27 protein-coding genes and 1 pseudogene are annotated in these 22,064 nt (G+C 64.2%); 17 read left to right on the top strand and 11 right to left on the bottom strand.

Annotated elements, in window-relative coordinates:
• Window positions 1-45: 45 nt before the first annotated feature.
• The 5 genes from NA4_RS16630 to NA4_RS16650 form a co-directional block, all read right to left on the bottom strand.
• A complete protein-coding gene (locus NA4_RS16630; protein ID WP_157129065.1) occupies window positions 46-474 on the bottom strand; it encodes a hypothetical protein in 429 nt (142 codons plus the stop codon).
• A 525-nt stretch (window positions 475-999) separates the two neighbouring features.
• Complete coding sequence (locus tag NA4_RS16635) at window positions 1,000-1,893, bottom strand: GNAT family N-acetyltransferase (RefSeq protein WP_157129066.1); 894 nt, start codon at window positions 1,891-1,893, stop codon at window positions 1,000-1,002.
• Between the two features lie 287 nt (window positions 1,894-2,180).
• Entirely contained in the window at window positions 2,181-2,585 is a 405-nt protein-coding gene (locus NA4_RS16640) for a hypothetical protein (RefSeq protein WP_169811054.1), read from the bottom strand.
• Window positions 2,586-2,653: 68 nt separating this feature from the next.
• Window positions 2,654-3,481 carry an SAM-dependent methyltransferase gene (locus NA4_RS16645; protein ID WP_067470546.1) on the bottom strand — a complete coding sequence of 276 codons (828 nt, stop codon included), beginning with the start codon at window positions 3,479-3,481 and terminating at the stop codon, window positions 2,654-2,656.
• 23 nt (window positions 3,482-3,504) lie between these two features.
• Window positions 3,505-4,389 carry a helix-turn-helix domain-containing protein gene (locus tag NA4_RS16650; RefSeq protein ID WP_067470547.1) on the bottom strand — a complete coding sequence of 295 codons (885 nt, stop codon included), beginning with the start codon at window positions 4,387-4,389 and terminating at the stop codon, window positions 3,505-3,507.
• A 131-nt stretch (window positions 4,390-4,520) separates the two neighbouring features.
• On the opposite strand from NA4_RS16650, the gene NA4_RS41410 reads away from it, so the two are divergent.
• The gene (locus tag NA4_RS41410; RefSeq protein ID WP_067470548.1) at window positions 4,521-5,600 is read left to right on the top strand and encodes a helix-turn-helix domain-containing protein; all 1,080 of its coding nucleotides are present in this window, start codon (window positions 4,521-4,523) and stop codon (window positions 5,598-5,600) included.
• On the opposite strand, the gene NA4_RS43680 is transcribed toward NA4_RS41410, so the two are convergent.
• Window positions 5,490-6,350, bottom strand: coding sequence for an NUDIX hydrolase (locus NA4_RS43680; protein WP_084497160.1), 861 nt, complete (start codon window positions 6,348-6,350; stop codon window positions 5,490-5,492). The genes NA4_RS41410 and NA4_RS43680 overlap by 111 nt on opposite strands.
• Before the next feature lie 284 nt (window positions 6,351-6,634).
• On the opposite strand from NA4_RS43680, the gene NA4_RS16665 reads away from it, so the two are divergent.
• The 15 genes and pseudogenes from NA4_RS16665 (at window position 6,635) to NA4_RS16730 (ending at window position 16,180) form a co-directional block, all read left to right on the top strand.
• Window positions 6,635-7,543 (top strand): hypothetical protein, encoded by a 909-nt coding sequence (locus tag NA4_RS16665; RefSeq protein WP_157129069.1) that lies wholly within the window; start codon window positions 6,635-6,637, stop codon window positions 7,541-7,543.
• 32 nt (window positions 7,544-7,575) lie between these two features.
• Complete coding sequence (locus tag NA4_RS16670; RefSeq protein ID WP_157129070.1) at window positions 7,576-8,079, top strand: hypothetical protein; 504 nt, start codon at window positions 7,576-7,578, stop codon at window positions 8,077-8,079.
• A 26-nt stretch (window positions 8,080-8,105) separates the two neighbouring features.
• Window positions 8,106-8,621, top strand: coding sequence for a hypothetical protein (locus NA4_RS40430; RefSeq protein WP_157129071.1), 516 nt, complete (start codon window positions 8,106-8,108; stop codon window positions 8,619-8,621).
• Window positions 8,618-9,145 carry a hypothetical protein gene (locus tag NA4_RS16680; RefSeq protein WP_067470553.1) on the top strand — a complete coding sequence of 176 codons (528 nt, stop codon included), beginning with the start codon at window positions 8,618-8,620 and terminating at the stop codon, window positions 9,143-9,145. The genes NA4_RS40430 and NA4_RS16680 overlap by 4 nt, the downstream gene beginning before the upstream one ends.
• On the top strand, window positions 9,142-9,519 hold the full coding sequence (locus NA4_RS16685) for a hypothetical protein (RefSeq protein WP_067470554.1): 378 nt from the start codon (window positions 9,142-9,144) through the stop codon (window positions 9,517-9,519). Before NA4_RS16680 ends, NA4_RS16685 begins: the two co-directional genes overlap by 4 nt.
• Window positions 9,520-9,574: 55 nt before the next feature.
• Window positions 9,575-10,483 (top strand): nucleoside hydrolase, encoded by a 909-nt coding sequence (locus tag NA4_RS16690; protein WP_067470555.1) that lies wholly within the window; start codon window positions 9,575-9,577, stop codon window positions 10,481-10,483.
• Between the two features lie 52 nt (window positions 10,484-10,535).
• On the top strand, window positions 10,536-10,709 hold the full coding sequence (locus NA4_RS40435) for a hypothetical protein (protein WP_157129072.1): 174 nt from the start codon (window positions 10,536-10,538) through the stop codon (window positions 10,707-10,709).
• 90 nt (window positions 10,710-10,799) lie between these two features.
• Window positions 10,800-11,000 (top strand): cold-shock protein, encoded by a 201-nt coding sequence (locus NA4_RS16695; RefSeq protein ID WP_067470556.1) that lies wholly within the window; start codon window positions 10,800-10,802, stop codon window positions 10,998-11,000.
• Window positions 10,997-11,620 carry a TetR/AcrR family transcriptional regulator gene (locus tag NA4_RS16700; RefSeq protein WP_067470557.1) on the top strand — a complete coding sequence of 208 codons (624 nt, stop codon included), beginning with the start codon at window positions 10,997-10,999 and terminating at the stop codon, window positions 11,618-11,620. The genes NA4_RS16695 and NA4_RS16700 overlap by 4 nt, the downstream gene beginning before the upstream one ends.
• 248 nt (window positions 11,621-11,868) lie before the next feature.
• Window positions 11,869-12,135 (top strand): annotated as a pseudogene (locus NA4_RS40440) (hypothetical protein); the annotation flags it as partial.
• Between the two features lie 71 nt (window positions 12,136-12,206).
• Complete coding sequence (locus NA4_RS16705; protein WP_067470558.1) at window positions 12,207-13,424, top strand: recombinase family protein; 1,218 nt, start codon at window positions 12,207-12,209, stop codon at window positions 13,422-13,424.
• A complete protein-coding gene (locus NA4_RS16710; RefSeq protein ID WP_067470559.1) occupies window positions 13,421-13,771 on the top strand; it encodes a hypothetical protein in 351 nt (116 codons plus the stop codon). The genes NA4_RS16705 and NA4_RS16710 overlap by 4 nt, the downstream gene beginning before the upstream one ends.
• Before the next feature lie 653 nt (window positions 13,772-14,424).
• The gene (locus tag NA4_RS16720) at window positions 14,425-14,877 is read left to right on the top strand and encodes a hypothetical protein (protein WP_067470561.1); all 453 of its coding nucleotides are present in this window, start codon (window positions 14,425-14,427) and stop codon (window positions 14,875-14,877) included.
• A 548-nt stretch (window positions 14,878-15,425) separates the two neighbouring features.
• The gene (locus tag NA4_RS16725; protein ID WP_067470562.1) at window positions 15,426-15,638 is read left to right on the top strand and encodes a hypothetical protein; all 213 of its coding nucleotides are present in this window, start codon (window positions 15,426-15,428) and stop codon (window positions 15,636-15,638) included.
• An 89-nt stretch (window positions 15,639-15,727) separates the two neighbouring features.
• Window positions 15,728-16,180, top strand: a complete 453-nt coding sequence (locus NA4_RS16730; RefSeq protein WP_067470563.1) for a hypothetical protein — start codon at window positions 15,728-15,730, stop codon at window positions 16,178-16,180.
• A gap of 197 nt (window positions 16,181-16,377) precedes the next feature.
• Here NA4_RS16730 and NA4_RS16735 read toward each other — a convergent pair whose 3' ends face one another.
• Window positions 16,378-16,671 (bottom strand): hypothetical protein, encoded by a 294-nt coding sequence (locus NA4_RS16735; RefSeq protein WP_067470564.1) that lies wholly within the window; start codon window positions 16,669-16,671, stop codon window positions 16,378-16,380.
• A gap of 337 nt (window positions 16,672-17,008) precedes the next feature.
• On the opposite strand from NA4_RS16735, the gene NA4_RS39190 reads away from it, so the two are divergent.
• Window positions 17,009-17,551 (top strand): class I SAM-dependent methyltransferase, encoded by a 543-nt coding sequence (locus NA4_RS39190; protein ID WP_084497162.1) that lies wholly within the window; start codon window positions 17,009-17,011, stop codon window positions 17,549-17,551.
• Between the two features lie 240 nt (window positions 17,552-17,791).
• Here the strand turns inward: NA4_RS39190 and NA4_RS16745 are convergent, their stop codons facing one another.
• From NA4_RS16745 to aspS, 4 genes are all read right to left on the bottom strand, one after another.
• On the bottom strand, window positions 17,792-18,859 hold the full coding sequence (locus NA4_RS16745; protein WP_067470566.1) for a dTDP-glucose 4,6-dehydratase: 1,068 nt from the start codon (window positions 18,857-18,859) through the stop codon (window positions 17,792-17,794).
• A 736-nt stretch (window positions 18,860-19,595) separates the two neighbouring features.
• Complete coding sequence (locus NA4_RS39200; RefSeq protein ID WP_174552957.1) at window positions 19,596-19,757, bottom strand: hypothetical protein; 162 nt, start codon at window positions 19,755-19,757, stop codon at window positions 19,596-19,598.
• 40 nt (window positions 19,758-19,797) lie between these two features.
• Window positions 19,798-20,244, bottom strand: a complete 447-nt coding sequence (locus tag NA4_RS16750; protein ID WP_067470567.1) for an NUDIX domain-containing protein — start codon at window positions 20,242-20,244, stop codon at window positions 19,798-19,800.
• Entirely contained in the window at window positions 20,237-22,006 is a 1,770-nt protein-coding gene (aspS, locus tag NA4_RS16755) for an aspartate--tRNA ligase (protein WP_218022309.1), read from the bottom strand. Before aspS ends, NA4_RS16750 begins: the two co-directional genes overlap by 8 nt.
• Window positions 22,007-22,064 lie beyond the last annotated feature (58 nt).

Below are 22,064 nucleotides of genomic sequence, written 5' to 3' on the forward strand. Positions count from 1 at the left end.
GCCGGGTGCAATCCCCAGGTGGTCGCCTCCGACGGACATGGGCGATTACAGCCGGGGAGGTGGTGGCGTCGGAAGATATTCACACACCCGGTACACCACGCCATCATCAGTGACCCGTTCCTGCCACGGCCCCACTACCCGCAAGTTCGGTAGGAACCAGCAGTGTTGTTCCTGCCGCAACGGCACCGCACCCGTCAGGCACTCGGCGATGGTGCCGCCGTCGTCGTGTTCGTGGCCGGTCATCAATCGCTCCGCGAACGCCGCCAGCTCCCATGCCGTGCGGATCGGCCCCACCACGACACCGGGACTATCACCGAAGCAGTATTCGGGAAACTCCAGCGGCCCGGCGATACGCCATCGGATCTGCGGCGGCGGATCGGTTTTCAATCTGTCGAAACCCACGAACCATGCCGCATCGTCGAGTTCACGTGCCTCGACACCGGCCGGTTTCGCGTCCTCGAGATAATCGGACAACGTCGGCGCATCACATTCGTCGTCTTGCCAGGTCCCGAGAATTCTCGACTCTTTCGGACGCGGTATCGCATAGAACCGCGTCAGGCAATGCTTGTCATCGCACAACGTGCACATCAGTGCTACCCCTGTCCGGTCGGTCGCCGTAGCTACGTGGCGCGCCGGCAACTACCGCCGCCGACTCGTCAGCGACCTGTGTCAGTACCGACGCCACCGCACGACCTGGAACTACCAGTGCCGCCACTTCTTTGGTGGGCGTTGTGATGCCATCGTGTATCTGCCGCGATTCGCCAATATAGACACTCAAAGGCTCGACTCCTAACGTCACGGACGCGAAGGCGTCCTTGTCCAACACAATGGAATCGGACATCGACGCAACCATGCGCGCCGCTCGCGCTCTCCCGCGGCGCCGGAAACCACACAGCACACATCCGTGTCCGTCGAACTGCCGCGGGCACTGCGGTAGAACGGTTCTCGCCACTGGCGCGAGAACACTCATGTTCGGCTACTGATCGATGCCGGGCACGTTCAGTTCCCCTCAACGCCATCCAGCCGCAAGAACTGCCCGGTGGCGCGCATCGGCCATCGGTCGTAGAACCCGGCCACCGCATCGTCGGCGACCAGACCAATGTGCGCAACCCGGCTCCGAGTCGCCCAGCCGACAATCGAATCCATCATCGATCCGCCGATCCCGCACCGCTGATAGCCATCGGAGACGACAACATCCACAACGACCGCATACATGCCATCGCCGATTACCCTGGCCATCCCGACCGCCGACCCGCCGATCTCGGCTACCACACTGTACAGCGACGCGGCCAACGCGGACTCGCACTCGGTGGCTGCCGGGGCCTTCCAGCCGACCGAGGCCCGCAGCGCTCGGTACTCGACCACGGTCGGCACGCGTTCTACAATCCGCACCGGCTCCCCCACCTCGGCGCGTGGAAGGTCGGGATCCTCGCCCAGCATCGTCACTACTGGTGCTTCTGGATAATTGTCCTTGCGATGCAGCCATTTTCGGTCGATCACTGCCTGGACATCGGTGCCGCGGTGGTGCGCCAACAGCAGGGCATGACAGATCACGTCCGCGATCTCGTCATCGACCGCATCCTCGAGCTCGGCGGGTGATTTGCCGCGCGGGCGACCTTGCCCGGACGCGGCCAGGAACCACTGCACCAACTCGCCCGCTTCCTCGGCAACCTTCAGTGTCAGCCATTCGCCGGTCCGGAGAAACCCGTGCCGATTCGTGTATCGCCGTGACACCGCATCCAATTCGGCAGCCAACCCCACCCAATCCATACCGCCGTCTCTCTGAGTCAGTTGCTGCGTGTTCACGCTCCTCCTCATCCGTCTGAATGGTCCCGAGTTTGGGGCCGAGATGCCGGCGTCAATCTCGGCGATAGGTATGGTGGCGGGCCCCATGAGCAACCAGAATGGAGCCACCCCGACTGATTCCGCATCGAGGATCAGTACGGCAACAGATCTCACAGACGGGAACAGAATACGGCAGCAGATCACGGCTGCAAGTCCTGCTCGCCAGCGTGGCCTCGACTACCCGACGTCGGCCGACTGAGGCAGCGCAGCGATTCGACCAGCCATACCGCCGACGATCTGATCTGACCACTACGGCGGTGGTGGCTGGTAAACCCCATCCGAGCACACCACAATCACCAGGCGACGCATGTCGCAGCTCGCGGGAGGTCAGTCAGTCAGGCTGCGGTAAGGAATCGATCGAGGTCGAATTCGCGGCGGCAAACGCCGTCCACGAACGCATCGAACTCATCGTTGTCGAAGTAGAGCGCCACGCCTTCCACAGCCTGCACCACTCGGCTGGCGGCCGTGAAGATATATCCGCCATGGCTATTCGGCCTGATGACTAGGCACTGGTTCTCCAGGTTCCCCGCTCGCAGCGCCGCTTGGAATCCATCGAACTGCTCATCAGTGAATGTCAAGATCTGGTCGGAGGGAAGCGACTGGTCTTGCGCAGTCGCTGTCGTAGCCAGTTTGTCGTCCCAGATGACCGTCCAGCCGTTCTTCCGGCCCACTCGGACGCAGTTTTGGCCAGCTGAGCTTCGTGCTGCCTTGATGCAGTCGCCGGGAGTGAAGGTCGGCATGGTCATCATTCCTTTCTCACATTGCAGGTCGGTCTGCCTGGGTTCCCGTCTGAGCGGGATCCCTGGGCTTACGGCTTTCGGCCGACAGCTGCGAAGTTACACCGACGCGCTGGCTCGTCGAGGTCCACCGGTACATCCGGCAGCCAATCGGTGGCGTAGGTGATTCCCGGCGGTTCGTACAGAGTGAAGCCGTCGAAGAACCTGGTGAAGCTTGCGCGGTCGCGCAATTGAACGGGGTCAGCGGTGGCCTGATATAGGGACGCCGCTGCGGCTACTTGCTGCTGGGTGTGCACGTCGGCATCCTCGAGCGAGACATGGGTGCTGGCGAAGTGGCTGCCAACTGGCAGGCGATCGCGAAGCTGTGCCACGAGTCGATGCGGGTTGCTGTCGTCGGGGATGAACGGAAGCACGGACACGATCAGCAAGCCGACGGGCTCGTCTGAGGTGAGGAGTCGCTGCGCGTTGGGATGCTCGAGGATGTGCACCGGTTCGTGCAGGTCGCCCTCGATGATCGCCGTTTTGTCCAAGGAACCTTCTGTTCGGAGCAGTTGGTGAGCGCGTGCGACCGCGTCGAGATCCTTATCTACATAGACGACGCGAGCGTCGGGGGCGATCGCTCGCGCGATCTCGTGGGTATTGCCTCCTGTCGGCAGTCCGGAGCCGATATCGAGGAACTGGCGGATGCCCTGCGACACCATGAAACGCACGGCGCGGCCGAGGAAAGCCCGGTTGTGGAGGGCCCAGGTGTGCAGGAAGGGCAGTTCGTCATAGACCTTCTCGGCGAAGACTTGGTCGCTGTGGTAGATCGGCTCCCCTGTGAGGTAGTAGTGGTACAGGCGCGCGGACGTGGGTTTGCCCGCGTCGACCTCCCTGCCCTGAAAGTCGTTCGTGGCCATCGGAGTCCCTCTAATGGATCGTGTTACGAAATTCTGAGTTGGATAGTCCGAGAGATGTGGTTGATGAACTCACGAGAGTCCTGGGTACTCAGCGCGGCGGCACTGAGCCGGGCGAACAGGGTCTCGCGCGTCCCGACGGGTGGCTTGTCGACGATGTAGCGGATCTCGCCGAGTGCTTCGACAACGGCGAGTTCCAGATCGCCTGCAGCGCCTGGTGAGGGGACACGAATGAGGGTGTAGCGATCCTCCATACCGCCGCCGGGCACCGGGGTATTGAACGGCAGTACCTGGATCAGGATGTTGGGTCGCTGGGAAATCTCTGCTAGGTGCGCGAGCTGGTCGAGCATGACCTGCCCTTTGGCGTCGCCGTATCGGCGACGTAAGCACGACTCGGACAGCACCGCGTGGAACTCTGGGGCGCCGGGCTTGAAGAGGTTCTCCTGACGCGCCAGCCTCGCCTGTACCCAGTCCTCGACCGTAACCCCAGTGACGTCGTCGGACATGTGCGCGTGCAAGGCGCGAATGTAAGACTCGCTCTGCAGCAATCCGGGGATGATCTCGGACTCGGCGACGCGCAGCCGGTTGGCTTGTTCCTCGAGGTCGACCAGCAACCGCAGTTCCTCGAAGTACACACGCCGATGCCCACTGGTCCAGAACCCGCGTTGATGCTTGTCACGCCGCAACTCCAGCAAGCGCTGGATATATAGCTCGTCGGTGAACCCTAGCCCTCTGGCCAGCACTTGAAGGTCGCCAGCCGAAATCCTGCCCGTTCCGGCGATCAGGCTGTTGATGCGGGACTGTCCGACTTCGATGATCCGCCCGGCTTCGGCCTGACTCTTGCCGGAGGCACGAATCATGTAGTTGATCTCGCGCCCGAGCAGCAGTCCCCGCGCAGTCCTCGTCGCCATGGCTCCTACCGTAGCTGTTCTGTCAATGATCTCGATTCGGTTCCCTAATTCTGATTATCAGGTTATGTTTATCGAGGCGAGGGCATCGCCGCAGCGGGTCTGCAAACCGACGGTCCGACGAAAGAGGCGCGGTGACCATCGACGGCAGGGAGATCAAGAGCGCCCGGACAGAACGAGGCTGGTCACAGGCTCAACTACTGGGCGCCATGCGGACTCAGGCTGCCCAGCAAGCAATCAGCCTGATGACCCCTGAGAGTCTGCGTGTGGCTTTGTCGCGTTGGGAGAACGGCCACACCAAGCCGGATACCGTGCACAGTCGCCTGCTCAGGCAAGTACTAGAGCTGCCATCGCGTCCTATGGGCACTCCGGAGACCGACAGTTTGTTCGGGGTCCTGGAGAACCACACCAACAGTCTCCGACTCTTGGACCGCCGCTTCGGCGCACCCGCGGCTCGGCTGCAAACAGCCGCTCACGTCACGGCACTCGAGACCATGTGGCAGAACGCCGCAGGTGCCGACCGAACGGTTATCGCGCGAGCACAAGCAGATGCAGCGGCTCTGGCGGCCTGGCAGGACTTCGATGTCGGAGACTTCGTCGCAGCAACTGAGCACTACGCCCTTGCACGAACCGCTGCATCCCGCGCCGACGATGTGGTTCTACTGGCCCACACGATCGGCGAGGAGTCAGTGATGCTCGCCGAGACAGGGCGGGCATCTGCGGCGTTGGGGCAGATAGCTCGCGCAGAGCGTATGCCGGGGTTGCCACCTTTGCTGCGATCCTGGTTGTCGGCCACCAGGGCGCAGGTGACGACGTACTCTCCTGGAATGTCGGCAGCTGCGCGCGAAGCCCTGACTATTGCCGAAGTCCTCCTACCGGATCGACAAGGCGAAGACAACGACCTGCCATTCATCGCGCACGACGCCACTCATCTTGCCCGCTGGGCCGGTCACATCCTGGCGCAGCTTGGCGATCCCGCAGCCGCAGCGATCACACGCGAGTCCATGCGCGCGATCCCCGAGGACTTTGTCCGTGCGCGCTGCGCCCAGCAGCTCGACCTCGCGCAGTCAGCGATCAGCGCCGATCGGCGGGAAGAGGCAGCATCACTGCTCTCGGTGACCGCCGACCGAATCGCTGTTCTGGGATCGGGTCGCCTCCGGCGGCGGCACGAGTTGCTGTCCCGGCGAACCCGGCACCTGGCGACCGCCGTGTAGCGCCGACGCAGCCAGCATGCCGATTGCTGTCCCGGTTCCCATAATTTGGCCCGTAGCTAGCAACCCACCGGTGGTAGCCAGCGGAATCCAAACGAGGTGCCCGACCTCCTCTGGGTCGGCGGGTACGCCTGCCTGTTGGGGTTCCTGTCCGATGTAGATGTAGTGGGGCGTCTGCACGAGGCCAGGCATCGGCTCGAGGACGCCGACCAATTTCAGCCTGTTTGCCGTGAAGCCTGTTTCCTCGAAGAGCTCTCGGCGCGCACCTGCTTCCGGGTCCTCGTCCGGTTCGAGGATTCCGCCTGGTGATTCGAATCCGATTTGGTCGACAATCCACCGGTGGCGCCACATCAGCAGCGCGCGTCCGTGCTCATCGATGACCGTTACCGTAGCGACGGGATTCAGACGCACGGCGTGATGTGTGCGTTCAACCCCATCCGGTGTCGTGATGCGATGACGCGCAACAGATAACCATGGTCGGCCGTCGTACACCACCTGTTCGGATTGCACTGTAGTGAGCGGCGGCTGCTCGATCATGCACCCACGGTACCGGTACAGCCGCCGTTTGCTAGACGCCGGAACCGTTTGCTGAATGCTACGAGTTGCTACGTTCCCGGCCGAGCGCTTTACAGCCACGCTGAATTCATGACCCGGATGATCCGCGAGGCGCACAAGCAGTGCCCCGGGGCACGATCTCGCAAACGACGCCGCGAGGTACACGATCGCACAGCAATCCGCGCAAGAGGACCACATAGGTCTGGCCAATCCGGTTCTCCGGTCCGCCGTGGTGTTCACTCCTGCGGCGGACCGGTCACCATCGCCGCCTCCTGGCTCCGTCTTCTACTCACCCCCGCATCACCACCTCACCTTCCCATCGGCCATACGAGTCCGACCAACTCTTTGTCCATCTCAACGGCGTTCATATCGCCCGTGGCTCAATCGACGCTGAACCGGAAGTCCAGCGTCCCTCCGGAGCTGTGGGGCAAACCGCCACGCTTCCGTCGACCGGTCTCAACGACAAGCAAGGAGTCGCTGTCATGTGGTTCGGATACGCACAAGCGGAACTGTTACCTGGCCACAGGCGAGCAGCGGTCAGCCACGCGATGCACGAGTACGCGACGTACTTCTCGTTTGGTCCCGGCCAGGTCATCATCGAACCGACTGCGCCCGAGCGGATGTTGCGGGCGCTACTCGAGGAAGTCGATCGCCGGGATCCGGCGGCGGCAGTCATGCGGCGGCTAGAGCACGTGGCTGAGTCCTGGAGTGTCGACCTGGCGCGTGTGTTCGACGCGGAGTCGCCTCGAACGCAACTGTTGTGGCACGTGATGGAGGAGATCGAGGGCCATGGCGGCGGCCATCTGCTCGTGCCGTCTCGGACCCATCTCACCAGCCTCGGCCCGTCAGGGAAGGCAGTGATCCAGCGGCTCACGCGAATGCTGCAGGCGCACATCTATTTCCTGGACGCTCCTCGCCTTACCAGCTTCCCGGAGTTTGGGCAGCCGGAGGGTACCGCGCCTGACGTGCCGCGCCGGGGCGAGCGAGTGCTGGTGGAATCGCCTGTGGGTGCGATTCCGACGGTGACCCGGTTCGACATGGTCGCGGAACTGACCCGTCGGGGCTTGCCGCAGGTGATGAACGCGGTAGACGCGTTGTATGTGGCGTTGGTCGATGACGCCAACGCCGCAGCCAAGGCAGCGGGTGAGCTCGGGTTCGGACCGGGTGGCCAGGACGGTGTCATCCGCCTGATTCAGCGCGATGACGGGGTCCTTGTGGTCGAGTTGGACGAAGCCCGCCAGCGCGAGGACGACCCGGTCGCGGCGCTGACAGCGCTGTGTACGCACACCGAACGGTTCACCGACCGGGGTCGCACGATCACTCGCTGCACGCTGTCCTCCGAGAACTGCCCGCCTGCGGTGTTCGCCGAGTGTTCGGGTGGCCAGTTGTGAGCGGCGTGATTCGGCTGGGCGGGGTGGTGCCGATGTCATCGCAGCCTGGCGGGAATCATGTGTCGGGTCCGGCGGCGCTGTTGGCGCCGGAGCAGTTGCTGGCAGCGATCTCGGGTCACATCGAACCCGGCTCGCCGTTGATCGGGTGGGCGCGCGAGCTCGGTGACTTGCATGCCGCGCTACTGCCCGGCCATCCGGATTCACTGCGGAATTCGGCCGACTGCGATGACGCGGCCGTGCGCAGACTCATCGCGGAGGTGGTCGAGCAGGTCAATTCGTGGGCGGTGTTTCATCTGCCGCGCCCGACAGGCGCGCGCAAGCACACGCATTCCCTCGGGGAGGTGATCAGCCATGTCGCCAAGACCTTCGCCGACGCCTGGTGGACCGTCCGCCATACCGGCGACGAGCAGATCCGCCACGAAGCCTGGTTCCACCTCGCCGAAGTCCGCGAGGGCTACGCCGATCTGCTGGCCGACATTCATGCCCGACGCATCGAGCTGCCCCTGGGGTGGCGCGGCATCAACCCGAAATCATGAGCATCAGAATAGGAGCGACGCTACCGGTGGATTCGCATCTCCCGAACCCGGCCGGGATGCCACAGGCCGGGGAATGGATCACGCACTTCGCTGTGTGGCTGCCAGCGCAGCCCACACCGACAACTGTGCGCGAAGCCTTCGCGGCCGCCCGGCGACGAGCGAAGGCATGGGTGCGCGGTCGGATATCCAGGTCCGGCTCGGCTCATGCGGGTCACCGTAGCCCTGATTGGGTGCACATGCTGTCGGCGTCGATCGTGGACGCGCATCACCGCCGGGCCCTATCCGAATCGGGCCCAGATGCGGTGAACGACGAGATCGCATGGTGCGCATGGTCGATCGACGCGAAGCTCGCCGCGCTCGTCGATCTGCCTGCCGCCCGCGTTGGGCTCGGGGAGCTGGTGTCCGCCATGGCGGCGCGGTGGGTGTCCTACGCACAACAGCCACTCGATTACACCGCCGTGACCGGTGTGCCCGCCGCCCAACGCGCCTACAACGCCCGGGTCGAGCAGCTCTCGGCCCTGCCGCGCGGAGGAACACCATGAGCCAATTCGCCTGGTATGCCAGCATTCCCAGCACCCGCACCGTATGGCGGGCGCTGCGCACACCGGTATTCGATCCCGCCGACTACGCCCACCCGGAAATCGTCACAGCCACCGTCGGGCTGCTGCACGCGCACCACCGGCACCTCAACGCCTTAGGCCAGATCGAGACCCTGATCGAACGCAAGGCAGACAGGCCGGCATGGCGAGTCGCCGCCGACGTTCTCGTGCGCGATATCCAGACGCTGATCGCCCACATCGATCACCACGTGCACGACGTGCTCAGCAACCACGCCATGGACTCCTCCCACGATCGCCCCCAGCCGCACGGACTCGGTGCGATGCTGTCGCGCCATACCCGCTACTGGGCCAGCGAAGTGACCGCGGATCGCGACTTCCTTACCAGTTCGGATGCCGCGAACACGTTGATCGAGCAGGCCGCTGCCTACAACCGGCTCGCCGCGCGCATCGTCACCGGCCCGGCGAACATTCCGCGCGCTACCCCTATCGGCGGGACAGCGTTGTGACGTTCTTGCCCCACCGCAAACCGATCACCCCGACACCCCCGGTCGCACTCGGTTACATCCACACCGCCCACCTGGCACCCGATACCAAACTCGCCCGCCTCGGCGCGTGGATGCGCGCCCGCGCCGAGCGTTGGGGCTACCTGTGGGGTGGAACGCATCTCGACCTGGCCACCCACGGCGGCACCGTCGCGGCGCTGACCCGCCACGCCACCCGCGATCCGGACGTCTGGCTGATCGTCGTGCCCGACAACGATCACCTACCCCACGGCGAACGCGTTCTGACCACCAGTGCCGCGTTCGTGCGGATCGTAACCGCCGACAGCGACGACGGCGCCACCATCTGCCCGCCCACCCCAATCCCTGCACGCCCCTGACCCACCACAACAGAGCCCCCCGGCGCTGGGGAAGGCCATCTGCAAAGGACTTACCGTGACCATTGAACTCCTGACCCCGTCCGCATTCGCCGCAGAGTCGGCACCGATCGTGGTGTTCGACACTGACCTCGGCCACGACCTCGATGACGCCCTCGCTCTGTGGATAGCGGCGGAATTGGTGCGCAACCTGATCGTGGTCACCAACGACGAAACCAACGGCAATCACCGCGCCCGATACGCCCGCGAACTACTCGACCAGATGGGCCGTACCGATGTGCCGGTCGTCGCCGGCCGTGCCCTCGACGGTGCCGAGGACCGGTTCGTCATGCACGGCCGGGTACCCGACGCTCGGCCGGTGCTCACCGATGTCGTGGAGGTCGTGACCAGCGCGTGTGAGAACTCCACGCAACCGCTGATCTGGGTCGGATGCGGCCCCGCCAGCAACGTCGCCGAGTTCTTCATCACCTGCCCGCACCACATCGAGCAGATCGAGTTCACCATGATGGGCGGTTGGCTCGACTTCTACCGCAACCCCAGCCGAGCCTCGCACAACCCGCGCATGGATACCGCCTCCTTCGGGCTCGTGCTGCGCGCCGCCCACCAGCCCCGGCTCGTGCTGTCCACCCACACCAACACCGACCACCTCGCCATTACCCCCGACTCGCACCTCTACACCTGGCTCACCGCCGCCGATGCACCCCCGGAAGTCGAGCTCATCGCCGCCAACGCCACCCAATGGTTCGGACATCGCCCATCCAGTTGGATGAACGACCCAGTCACCCTCGCCGCCGCTCTCGCAGTCCCGGTCGTCGAGTTCGGCACCGAAACCGTGCGCATCGCCAAGGACGGCCGCATCCACCGCGACCCCGCCGGACGTGTCATCGAAGTCTCCATCCGCATCGACTACCCCGATGCACTCTCGTGGCTGGCCGAGCAGCTGCCCCTTACCCCACCAACACCCTGAGGGCTCTACCGACGTATCCCTCCTAACCGCCTCGACAAGGAACCCAGACACCATGACTCTGCGCACCGTCCTCACGACACTGCTCTACTCGATCACCGCCGTCCTCATCTACGACGCGATCGCCACCCTCGCCCGCCGACGCGCCCAGGCCGCCTCCCACGACGTGCTCACCAACTACGGAACCGACCGCGAGCACACCCCCGCACCTTCCACACGCGGCAACTGACCCCGAACAGCGGCGACACCGCTCGCCACACCCCGCACACGGCTTTCCACACATCAAACACCACACCCCTCGACCACAAGGAAACCCAGGATGGAACATGGCACAGTGAAATGGTTCAACGCCGACAAAGGTTTCGGGTTCATCGCCCGCGACAGCGGCGGCGACATCTTCGTCCACCACTCCGAAATCCTCGCCGACGGCTTCCGCACCATCGAAACCGGCCAGCGCGTCCAGTTCACCATCGGCCAGGGACCCAAAGGACCTGCCGCCCAGAAAGTTCAGCCGCTGTGACCGCGACCAGCCCGACTCGCTGCGACAGCACGGACATCACCGTGCCCCCACTGCGTGCGGAACGGCAGAAGCTGACCCAACGGCTTCTGCATGCGGCCACCGAACTGATGCTCACCCACGGTTACACCGCCACATCGATCGACCGAATCGCCGAGCACGCGGGATGCACCCGGGGCACGTTCTTCGCTCACTTCGGCCACAAACAACAGATCGGCCACGAGGTCGCCGACACCATGGCCCGCCACGCCATCCAACGGATTCGGCGCTTCCAGCCATGCCACGGCGACCACGTCGTCGCCACTCTGGCCACGTGGGCTTCCATACTCGTGAGGCGGCCAGGCTGGATCCGTCTGGAACTGGACCTCGCCGACCTCGACCCCGCCAGCCGCACCCAAACCAACCAGCGGCTCAACCACCTACGCGACACCATCCGCGACATGCTCGCCACCGCCACTGCCACCGCGCCGCCTGATTCGAGCGTCGATCTCGATGTCACGATCTCGTTCCTGCTGTCGGTGCTCGTGGGCATGGCCACCCAACACACGCACAATCTCGGCATGCCGCAGACAGCGATACGCCCGCACATCGCGCTCGTCCTGCGTACCGCTGGAATCGGCTGAACCCGCCAGAAGCCCGCAGCGCACGAGCACTTCCAGAAGCGAGAAGACGCACCGACTTCACCAGATACGCCGACAGAAACAGCTGCGACATCCCGCTGCCTACCGCCGTCCTGTTCACCCGAGCCCCTGGGCACCCAGGACTAGGACTTGCGCGCCCTAGCCACCCTTCGTACTGACCTCAAAGATTCCCACATGATCGAGCCCGATCCTGCACCCAAACTAGTGTCCGCGTACCGGTCAGCGTCGACACCACCAGAGCGAGCATCGCCCACGTCTACGACTACAACCTCGGCGACAAGCACAACTACGAGGTCGACCGGGCAGTCCCCCGTTACCACACCGTGAGGCTCGCGTCGTTTACCGCGATCGCCCTGGGCGGCCATACCGGCGACGAGGTACCGGGAGATGGTGCAGATGCCACCATCGGTGGGTTGAGGCAGATCGGCTGGATCGCTCCGGCGCCAATGCCTTGCACGGCGCCCGCGGAGGTCGGGCCGCAGCGGACGCTGAGGTAGGTCTCGAAACGAACAACACCCGGCATTCGGGGACGACTGGAAGCGCTTCTTCAGCAGAGCCAGGAAGGGCTATGACCTTTCGATTCGAACCGCCCATCGACCTCACCGACTTGCCGAACTTCAGGAAGACGGACACGCGTCTCCGTCGCCCGGTGTTCGTCGGCCGTGTCTCCACCAAAGACAATCAGAATCCCGCCTCATCGCTGCCACGGCAGGCGGTCCTCGCCTCCGAACGACTGGAGGCCGCTGAGGAGTTCGCCGCGTACTTCTGGGACGTCGAGTCCGGGATGCTCCCTCCGGAGCTACGCAGCCTCGCACCGCGAGAGATGTATGAGGCGCTTGCTGTGCCGCTTCCCAGGGACGGTGGACTGCAAGATCTTGTGGATCGGGCTGAGCAGTTGGGCGTGACCCATGTGCTGGCCGAGCGCTCGGACCGCGTGGCACGCGCGATGCTGACCAGCCTCACCGTCGAGCACGAGCTGGGCAAGGCCGGGGTGGAGGTGGTTTACGCCAACGAGCCGACGGGCGGCACCGAATCAGGACAGCTACGCACCCGCCGCTACAGCCAGGTCGAGGCGGAAGTCTTACGGGCCACGCTGATGGAGATGTCGATGGGCGGACAGATCCAGCACGCCATCAACGGCTGGAACCACGGGTACCCGCCCTACCCCTACACCACGGTGGTCGACGAGACCGCCCCGACGCCGGCGAGGGGCCGATACGGCGCGACACGGCCGAAGCGGAAACTCGCTCCCCATCCCGACTCGCGCCGGTTCGACGCGGCCCGGGAGTTGTGCCGTCTGCGACGGGAGGAGCAACTGAAGTCGGCGCAGATAATCGCCATCCTGGCCGCGGAGCCCGACCGGTACCCGATCGAGGGCCGGTGGACGCACAATTTGGTGGAGGGCCTGGTGGCGAACCCGAAGCTGACCGGCCATCAAGTGTATAACCGGCGGGCGACCCGAACCGGCCGGCCTGGGTGTTCCCGGAAGAATCCGGTTTCGGAGTGGGTGTGGTCGCCGAGAATCGTGCACGAGCCGGTGGTCAGCGTGCAAGAGTGGAAGCAGGCCCAGGAAGTCACCGCGGCGCTGCGCGCGGGGTCGCAGGAGGGCGGCTCGCTGTTGCGTATCCGCGCTGCGGCCCGTCGGCTGGGGCTCACCGTCACCGCAGTCAGTAGCAGTGAAACGCACATGGTGTGCCGGATCGGGGGGCGGAAGGTGGTTTTGCCCACCCCGATCCCGGACATGGTCGTGCACCAGGTAATCGCCGACATGGAGAAGCCGACGTGAGCGAGAGCATCGAGTGCTGGGCCAACAGGCGCGGTCGGGACTGGGTGGCGCACGTTCCCGAGCACGGGGTGTACGGGTACGGGCGGACGCTGAAGGCGGTGCGCGAGAGCGTCGAGGGCGGGCTGGCGCACGTCGGCGTGACCGCAGAGGTCACCGTCGTCGCGGTGACACCGGAGCTGGAGAACCTGCGGTCGGTCGAGGACACCTACACGACGGCCTTGCGCGAGGCGGTGGCTGCCCTGGCGCTGGCCTCTACAACGCTGGGGGACATCGCCCTGGCAACAGGAGCGCCGATCAAACGAGTAAAAGCGCTCCTTGCCGAACTCACTGTGGCTCCTGGCATGTGATGCAGTCGTTCGAACTGCCCGTTCACTCACCCACCCGACCGGTGTCGGTACTCATGGTTGATCATGGCTCGATTGATCCTGAGATGGAGGGTGAGACTTGGACTTTGGGTTGTGCCGCCAGCCGGGGGGGTGGGATTCTACGACTTCGGTCGGCCGTTGGCGTCGGTCGATGATCTCGTTCGCGGGTTCGCTGGCCTGCTTTTGCGCGCGAAGCGCAACGGGGCCGTCGATGGCACCCCGGTCTACATCGATCCGCATGGGCGCGCCGACCCGTTGATCAATGTGTTCTGGCGGGAACCCGAGCCAGGCGGTGCTGGCTTGAAGGCGAGTCGAACGAAGAGGCCCAAGAGGGCCAGTGGCGAGTAATTCACACTTAGCCACTGGTGGGCGGACCGATCGTTATCGTTCGGCGGATGCCGTGGAACGACGAGCGGTGTTGTGGTGCTGGTGTTTTCATGTCCGGCTGTGCGTGATGAGGGCGCTGTGGAGTATGGCCGGTTTTCGGTCGGCTACCCTAGTCTGGAACTTCATGCGCAACGGTCCGAGGCTGGTTCCCATGATCGATCCCCCGATCAGACGTCCCCTCGATCCGGCTCGTCAGGCCATGCCCGGAACCCGATGTTGATGAAGCTCGCCGCTACATCAATCCCCTGTTGCGTCCCATCCTTGCCGCAGACCTCCTTCGCTACCGTGATGAGAACGAGCTGTGCGCTGAAATCAATTGGTGCTGGGCGAAAGCCGGATACCAGTTGGGCAGGGAAGTAGACCTCGCTCCCGGGAACCGGATCGACTTCTTCGCCAATTTCGGGATCTATCACACCGGCTACCGAGCCTATCGGCTCGGCATCGAAGTCAAGGTCGGCGGACCACAGGTTGATGTCGCGCGGCAATTGCTGCGCTATGCAGACACCGGTCAATTGGATTGCCTGCTGGTCATTACAACAGATGCCCGCCACTCCCTTGGTTGGTTTCCACGGCCGCCCGGCATTCCGCTGTTCGTGCTCCACCTGCGGGCGCAACACGACCGGAGCAAGACCACGCGCCGCTACGCCAGCCTGCCCACCGGCATCCGTTGGGGCCACGTCTTACCCGAACCAGATCGATGAGGGAATAGCGCCATACCCAGGACAACGGCCGACCCGTCCACCGGGCGATACGCCAGTGCCCAACCGCGACATCATCTAATCTGTTGCACTGGTGATCGACAGCTTCGTCGGGCAGTGAATGGACAACTGGATCGACGCGCTCGGCTCGCTCCGATCCGACTACTGCCAAGTCGAATGCGTTCTCGATGCGGCGATCCCGACCATCCGTGACGCTCTCGACCCGACGGAGCGAGGACACTCTGCCGAGAACTGGTAGACACTCGACGAGTGATGCGCTGCGGCGCAACATATTCCGGGTCCATAGCCTTGAATAGGCGGCTGCAACCCCCATCGCCATTCCGATCGAGTATGACATATGGCACTCATTCGGACAGTTCAGTGGCCTGCCAGGAATCGTTCAGCGGCGGTGCGTCTACCTGCGAACTCGCCAGCCCGCGGCACCGCAGCCCGCATGTCATGCGTTAATGGATGACATGCGCTCGCGCATGACATATGCTGGGTGGTCGATGAGGGAAGACCCCTTGCCACGAACCCGAAAGCGAACTCCGATGACGGTTACCGCCAAGCTGACTTCGATCAACGATGTTCGCCTCGCCGATCCGCAGGACTGGGGAAGCGAGAGCAGCTTCGACACCGTCACCGTGTACGACGCTGACGGCAAGGTGATCGACTCGATCGCTGTCGAATCCAGCGAGGACCCCAAGGTCTACGACGATGCTCTCGCCGCCGCCGGCTACACCGACATCACCTGGATCGACTGAGCACACAGCAAGGCCGAGGCGAGAGGTATCGCCTCGGGATCTTGAATCTCTCACCCCGGGAGCGAAACAGTGATGGTTTGGAGACGATAGTGACCCACTTCGAGGATGTGACCGAACAGCTTCGCGAAGCACTCGACAACCGAATCGTCGGGGACCTGCAAGCGATCGGTGCACTCGATCTCGCCGACATGGCCCGCGCCCGCATCGATCAAGCGGCCCGTCGGTTTGCCGCTGCCCTATGCTCCGACGATGACAGCATCGCCGCACAGACTGTGATCGACCTGGCCGGTGTTGCCTGGCCCGAGGACCCCGAACCCGGGTGGTGGCGGACCCCACTCGGGCTGGCGGTCGGTCGCAGTGTCGGAGCCGACACAGCCTTGTCGGTGTCGCGGTCGGTCGCTGGGGCGATGCTCGGCGTCACCAAGGGCACCGTTGACTCGATGATCGCGCGGAAGAACGGCAGCGGCTTGGAACGCCACCCTGATGGCGGAATAACAATGTCGTCGGTGCTGGCGCTGCTCGCCCGCAGGCACCAGCAGTGACCGGGGTCAGTGCCGCTGCCCGTCGCGCCACCAGCACTGGCCGAGGTGTATCCAGCCGTACGGCCGACAGAGTTCCAGAACGCAGAACAGTTCGGTGACAGGAACAGTGAGTTCCTCTACCCGGCAATAAAGCTCAGTGCCCTCGTCAGCGCATGACGCCACTGAACTCTTCCGGTAGGTGGCGGGAATCTGCTGCGTTATTCGCCGGCTGGTGGTTGGTCGAACAGCGGAAGCTGTCGCGATGTAGAGGTGGGCATACCGATCTTGCGTAGGCACCGCGCGCAGGTGATCTCGGCCCGTGTCGGCTCCAACGCTGTGGGTGACCACCCGGCCACACCGCTGTGGCACAACAGTTCCGGGACTTCCTCGTGACCGACCCAATGCCCGAGGCTGACCGCATGGACCGTGCGTCCGGCCCGGACCACGGCGTGCACGCCAGGGTCGCCGAATGCCGCCCGCGTTGACGCGGCCAGCGGGGCGATGTCGGTCATGCGGCCAACCATACTGGCGCCCTATGACATCGGTGGCCCGCTCAGCCACGGCACCAGTCGTTTCGGCAACGACCATCTGCCGAACGTCGGCAGCCGCGGACGGCGTATAGGCGTTTCTGTAGGTCGCGGTGTTCGTAAACCCTGGTGATGGCTTCGCCTTCGCCGGATGCGCGCACCGGGATTCCCGCGGTGCTGAACACCAGCCTGAACTCCGGATTGGGAACCGATCATCGCCGACCCGGCACAGGCGCTGGCGTTCTTCTACTCCTGCCCAGCCGATGCCCTCGTGAGCGGTTCTCACCGCGTCACCAAACACGACAGCCGACGGTGACCGCCCGTGTCCGAGCCGCTGGGGCTACTCGCCGAACAGATCGCCACCCACACGCAGTACTCCGAGCACCGATTCGATCTCAGCACCGACGTCCGCACCAGCTTGGCACTCACCGGCACTGAACGAATCGTCGACATTGGCTGCGGAACAGGGCAATTCTTGCGCACCCTCCGGGACAGCGGGCACCGCGGCTGTCTCGTCGGAACCGATATCCGCCCCGACGCCGTCGCTGCGGTCACCGCGCTCGACACCGTGCACGCCGATGCCCTGCATCTGCCGTTTCCCGACGCCGATTTCGATCGCGCGACCGCGATGCACGTGCTGCACCTGTCCGATCCGGCGGCGGCGCTGGCGGAAATGCATCGGGTGACCCGCCCGCAGGCCGGGTCACTGTCACCCTCAACCACACCGCCACCGCACCCCGATTGCGGGCCCTCGTCGCCGAACACGCCGCCCGCCACGGGATCGGAACGCGCTCGGCCACGCAGATATGGGCCAGCGCACCGACCACGGCTCCACCATTTGACGTTGATGCCGCCGCCGAGTTGATGCGCATCCAGTTCGGGCATGCCACCGTGTGGCGGCGCGACAATGCCCTGGTCTTCCCTATCCCCAACAGCGTGCTCCGGTATACGGAAATACTCGCCCGATTCGCGTGCGATGTCCCCGAGGACTCATCGCACCGTCAGCAGATCGCGCACAGCAACGGCGGCGAGTACGCGACTGGTTCGCCTGCCACGGCCGACCGTGGCGCGACCCGAAGGGCTACACCGTGTTGACCGCCGACACCTAGCGCGGAGTCGCCGCCGGACCGACCTGGCTCCAGTCGAAGCCGAGCTCGCCCTTGTCTGCGATGATCTGCTCCCACCAGGCGCGGTGCTCGACATACCAGGCGACGGTCTCGGCGATCCCGCTGGCGAAGTCGTGGGTCGGTGCCCAGCCCAGCTGCGATTCGATCTTGTCCGGATTGATCAGATACCGGCGATCGTGGTTCGGCCGATCCGGGATGTGCTCGATCCACTCGTCCGGATTCAGGCCGAGCGCGGTGACCACCATGGCGGCGATGTCGATATTGGTGACCTCGAACCGGGCGGACACGTCGAAGATCGGCAGCAGCCCCGGGTCGGTCGCCGCCGCGGCCGGGATCGGGTCGAGCTCGGCGTGCAGCACCCGGTGCACCGCGGCACAATGGTCGGCCACATGCAACCAATCCCGGCTCTGCAACCCGTCGCCGTAGACCGGCACCTTCTTCCCGCGCAGCACATTCGTCACCGCGAGGGGAATCAACTTCTCCGGCAGCTGAAACGGGCCATAGTTGTTGGCGCAGTGCGTCATCCGGATCTTCATCTCCGGATAAGTCTGCATGTAAGCGCGCACCATCTGATCCCCGGCCGCCTTCGCCGCCGAGTACGGCGTTTTCGCCTTCAACGCCGACCGCTCGGTGAACCACTTGTCCCCGTCCCCCAGCTCCCCGTACACCTCGATCGTCGACACATGCACATGCGAGCGGACCGGCACCAGACGGCTGCACTCCGCCATCACCTGCGCGCCGAGGGCATTGCTGCGCATGAACGAAGACGGACCCAGAATCGCTCGGTCGTTATGCGACTCCGCCGCGAAATTCACCACGAAATCCGGCTCATGCCGACGATAAAGGGCCTCCATCACCTCGAGGTCGGCGATATCGGCCTTCTCGAACACGATCCGGTCGATCACCGCGTCCAGGTTCGCCAGATTGCCGGCGAAGCCGATATAGTCCACCGCCACCACCTGGGCGTCCGGCTCCCACTCCAGCAGGTGATGCACATAGTTCGCGCCGATGAAGCCCGCGGCGCCGGTCACGAGGTAGACGGACATGGCTGCCCAGCCTAGCCCAACCCAGCCCTCGATGAGAGTGAGCAGGCTGCGTACCCCCCCCAGCCAACCGGCACCTAACCTATATCAGTTCCGTGGCGGGAATTTGATGCGTTCGAACTCGACGCGGGGATTCACCTCATACCCGCGACTTTTTTCACCGCTTCGAGCGCACGACGAGCTGCCGCGATATACGGATTTCCCCTTCCGGCGCTGAACGCAGATCGGTCCGGGGCGCTCCGATCAGCCTGGGACGCACGACATCCCGAACAGACTCGACTGCAGTTCGAGGCGCTCGTATATGGGATCAAAGCTGGATGTCAGATCAACATTCGGTACCAGTTGATCTAGCAAAAAGCCCACGTATTATCAGTGCCAGGCGGAAGCGCCATAGCCGCTGCTGGTGCACTTACTACGGTCTCGGCCCGCCCGCCGGTGCTGCACACAGCGCACCGGTGCCACGCTCCGGCAATCCTGGCTCGGGCCGGTGACTGCGGTTCCCCCGTCACAGCAGCACATTTCTCTGCCTCCGCCAACAAGAGTTCGTTGAGCTTGTCAGAGAGTTCAACCGCCAGCTTGACACCCTCAACGATCAGATCTTCAATCTCCGCAACAAGAGTCCGGATCCGCTGCTCCGACCTATCGACCTGCCTGTTCTTGTGTTCGAATATCGAGCTGCGACCGCAACCGATACAGCGATCACGCCCGATTGCTTGCCGAGCAGGTTCATTGGCTGCGGTCAGGCTCGGCAGCACCTGGTCGGCGAGTTCGGCGAGGACTTTCCCTGCAGGTGGATGTCTTTGGACTTGGCGGCGAACACGTGCCTGACCAGCCCGGTCGCCGAGGTCAGGGCGATGGAGCTGTGCGTCATGCCCTTGTGCGGCCCATCGGAGGCGGCCATCAGCGACACGGCGCCGACGAACGTCTTGGGCCTGGGGCATTTACCGTTCGAAGCCCATGTAGATGTCCTTGCCGGTGCGCCACTGGCCCTTCTTCAGGAACTGCGGATAGATGCGTTCCTCGGCCTGCATCTGCTGCGGGGTGAAGAACCGCATGTGCTCGACCGGCCCGTCGAGATCGGACCAATCCTGGTCGAGTTCACCGGATTCCAGGCGCGCTTGGAAGTAGCACTCGACTTTGTGGCGGTGGCGCTCTTCTTCCCAGTATTCGAAGACATGCACCAGCTCACCAGCGGTCACGTGGAGTCCGGTTTCCTCGTACACCTCGCGACGGATGCAGTCGTGCAACGACTCACCGGGTTGCAGGCGACCACCGGGTGTGTACCAAATCCGTCCGTCGTTGGACACCAGCAGTAGATCGTCACCCTTGGTGACCAGAGCGCGTGCGGTGACCTGGATCTGGAACTGTTCGATGGTGTCGCTATCCATTTGTCTCCGCGCATGGTCGCGGGGTCAGATGCAGTTCGCGCAGGCGTTGTGGCTCGACTTCGCTCGGTGCGCCCATCAACAGGTCTTGCGCGTTCTGGTTGAGCGGGAAGGCGATTGTCTCGCGGATGTTCGGTTCGTCGGCCAACAGCATGACAATGCGGTCGACGCCCGGTGCGACGCCGGCGTGGGGCGGTGCACCGTAGTGCAGGGCACGCACCATCCCGCCGAATTCGGCGTCGACGTGCTCCTTGCTGTAGCCAGCGATGCGGAATGCCTCGTACATTATCTCAGGATCGTGGTTTCGTACCGCGCCCGAGGACAGCTCGACTCCATTGCAGACGATGTCGTACTGCCAAGCCAGGATTTCGAGCGGTTGCTGAGTGCGTAGCGCGTCGAGCCCGCCTTGCGGCATAGAGAACGGGTTGTGGCTGAACTCGATGGTGCCGTCGTCGGCCTTCTCGTACATCGGGAAGTCCACGATCCAGGCGAAACGGAAGACGTTCTCCTCGAACAGGCCAGCCCGCTTCGCGGCTTCCACTCGGACCTCGCTCATGATCCGCGCGACTTCATCTTCAGCACCGGCTCCGAAGAAGACAGCGGTACCGGGCTTCCCATCCACCGCGGCGATGAGCTCCTTGGCGACGTCCGGGGTCAGGAACTTGGCAATCGGCCCGGTCAGTTCACCGTTGTCGCCGATCTTGATCCAGGCCAGGCCCGCCGCCCCGTGCTCGATAGCGAAGGCCCCGAGTTGGTCATAGAACGAGCGAGGCTTGTCCGCGCAATCATGCACCGGCATGGCGCGGACATGCTTGTTGGCGAAGGCGCGGAAGTCACTGCCTTCGAAGAGGTGCGAGACCTCGACCAGCTCTAGCTTGGCACGCAGGTCCGGCTTATCCGTTCCGTAGCGGGCGAGGGCGTCTCTGTACGCGATGCGCGGGAAGGGCGCGATGGTGGTGCGATCCGGCGCGAATTCTGTGAACAACTCGGTCATGACGTCCTCGATGACTGCGAAGACATCTTCCTGCTCGACGAAGCTCATCTCGATGTCGAGCTGGTAGAACTCGCCCGGTGAACGATCTGCGCGGCTGTCCTCGTCGCGGAAGCATGGCGCAATCTGGAAGTACCGGTCGAACCCGGAGATCATCAGCAGCTGTTTGAACTGTTGGGGCGCCTGCGGCAGCGCGTAGAACTTGCCGGGGTGCAGCCGCGATGGCACGAGGAAGTCGCGGGCGCCTTCGGGGCTGGTGGCCGAGAGGATGGGAGTTTGCAGGTCGAAAAATCCGCGGGCGGTCATCTTCTGCCGGATGGCGGCGATGACCGCCGAGCGCAGCAGGATATTGCGGTGCATGCGCTGGCGGCGCAGGTCGAGGAATCGGTAGCGCAGCCGGGTTTCCTCGCTGACCTTCTCTTCCGGGAAGACGCTGAACGGCAAGGGATCACACCGCCCGAGCACCTCGAGTGTTGCGACCTCGACTTCGATCTCGCCGGATGCAATCTCAGGATTGACGTTGGCTTCGTCACGCGCGAGCACACGCCCGTCGACGCGGATAACCGTCTCCTTGGGGAGGTGGCTCAGTTCGTCGAACGCCGGCGAGCCTGGTCGTGCCACCAGCTGAACAAGCCCGTGGTTATCGCGCAGGTCGATGAACAACACGCCGCCGAGATCGCGGCGATTGTGCAACCATCCGGACAGCCGTACTTCGCTGTCGACGTCAGAGACACGCAGATCACCACATGTATGGGACCGGTAGGGGTGCATCATCCATCCGTAGCTCGATGTCGGGGCTGGGCTTGATGTGGCCACCGACCCGCGGGGACAC

It is taken from the genome of Nocardia amamiensis NBRC 102102, from assembly GCF_001612745.1.
GTDB classification, from domain to species: Bacteria; Actinomycetota; Actinomycetes; order Mycobacteriales; family Mycobacteriaceae; genus Nocardia; species Nocardia amamiensis.

Coding starts and splice junctions, on each gene's coding strand:
- NA4_RS40435 (WP_157129072.1), top strand. CDS start 10,536: ATGACTCTGCGCACCGTCCTCACGACACTGCTCTACTCGATCACCGCC.
- NA4_RS16695 (WP_067470556.1), top strand. CDS start 10,800: ATGGAACATGGCACAGTGAAATGGTTCAACGCCGACAAAGGTTTCGGG.
- NA4_RS16735 (WP_067470564.1), bottom strand. CDS start 16,671: ATGACCGACATCGCCCCGCTGGCCGCGTCAACGCGGGCGGCATTCGGC.
- NA4_RS16650 (WP_067470547.1), bottom strand. CDS start 4,389: ATGGCGACGAGGACTGCGCGGGGACTGCTGCTCGGGCGCGAGATCAAC.
- NA4_RS16635 (WP_157129066.1), bottom strand. CDS start 1,893: ATGGGGCCCGCCACCATACCTATCGCCGAGATTGACGCCGGCATCTCG.
- NA4_RS16640 (WP_169811054.1), bottom strand. CDS start 2,585: ATGCCGACCTTCACTCCCGGCGACTGCATCAAGGCAGCACGAAGCTCA.
- NA4_RS39200 (WP_174552957.1), bottom strand. CDS start 19,757: ATGGCCGCCTCCGATGGGCCGCACAAGGGCATGACGCACAGCTCCATC.
- NA4_RS16750 (WP_067470567.1), bottom strand. CDS start 20,244: ATGGATAGCGACACCATCGAACAGTTCCAGATCCAGGTCACCGCACGC.
- NA4_RS16705 (WP_067470558.1), top strand. CDS start 12,207: ATGACCTTTCGATTCGAACCGCCCATCGACCTCACCGACTTGCCGAAC.
- NA4_RS16680 (WP_067470553.1), top strand. CDS start 8,618: ATGAGCCAATTCGCCTGGTATGCCAGCATTCCCAGCACCCGCACCGTA.
- NA4_RS16665 (WP_157129069.1), top strand. CDS start 6,635: ATGTGGTTCGGATACGCACAAGCGGAACTGTTACCTGGCCACAGGCGA.
- NA4_RS16745 (WP_067470566.1), bottom strand. CDS start 18,859: ATGTCCGTCTACCTCGTGACCGGCGCCGCGGGCTTCATCGGCGCGAAC.
- NA4_RS16725 (WP_067470562.1), top strand. CDS start 15,426: ATGACGGTTACCGCCAAGCTGACTTCGATCAACGATGTTCGCCTCGCC.
- NA4_RS16670 (WP_157129070.1), top strand. CDS start 7,576: ATGTCATCGCAGCCTGGCGGGAATCATGTGTCGGGTCCGGCGGCGCTG.
- NA4_RS16645 (WP_067470546.1), bottom strand. CDS start 3,481: ATGGCCACGAACGACTTTCAGGGCAGGGAGGTCGACGCGGGCAAACCC.
- NA4_RS43680 (WP_084497160.1), bottom strand. CDS start 6,350: ATGTGGTCCTCTTGCGCGGATTGCTGTGCGATCGTGTACCTCGCGGCG.
- aspS (WP_218022309.1), bottom strand. CDS start 22,006: ATGATGCACCCCTACCGGTCCCATACATGTGGTGATCTGCGTGTCTCT.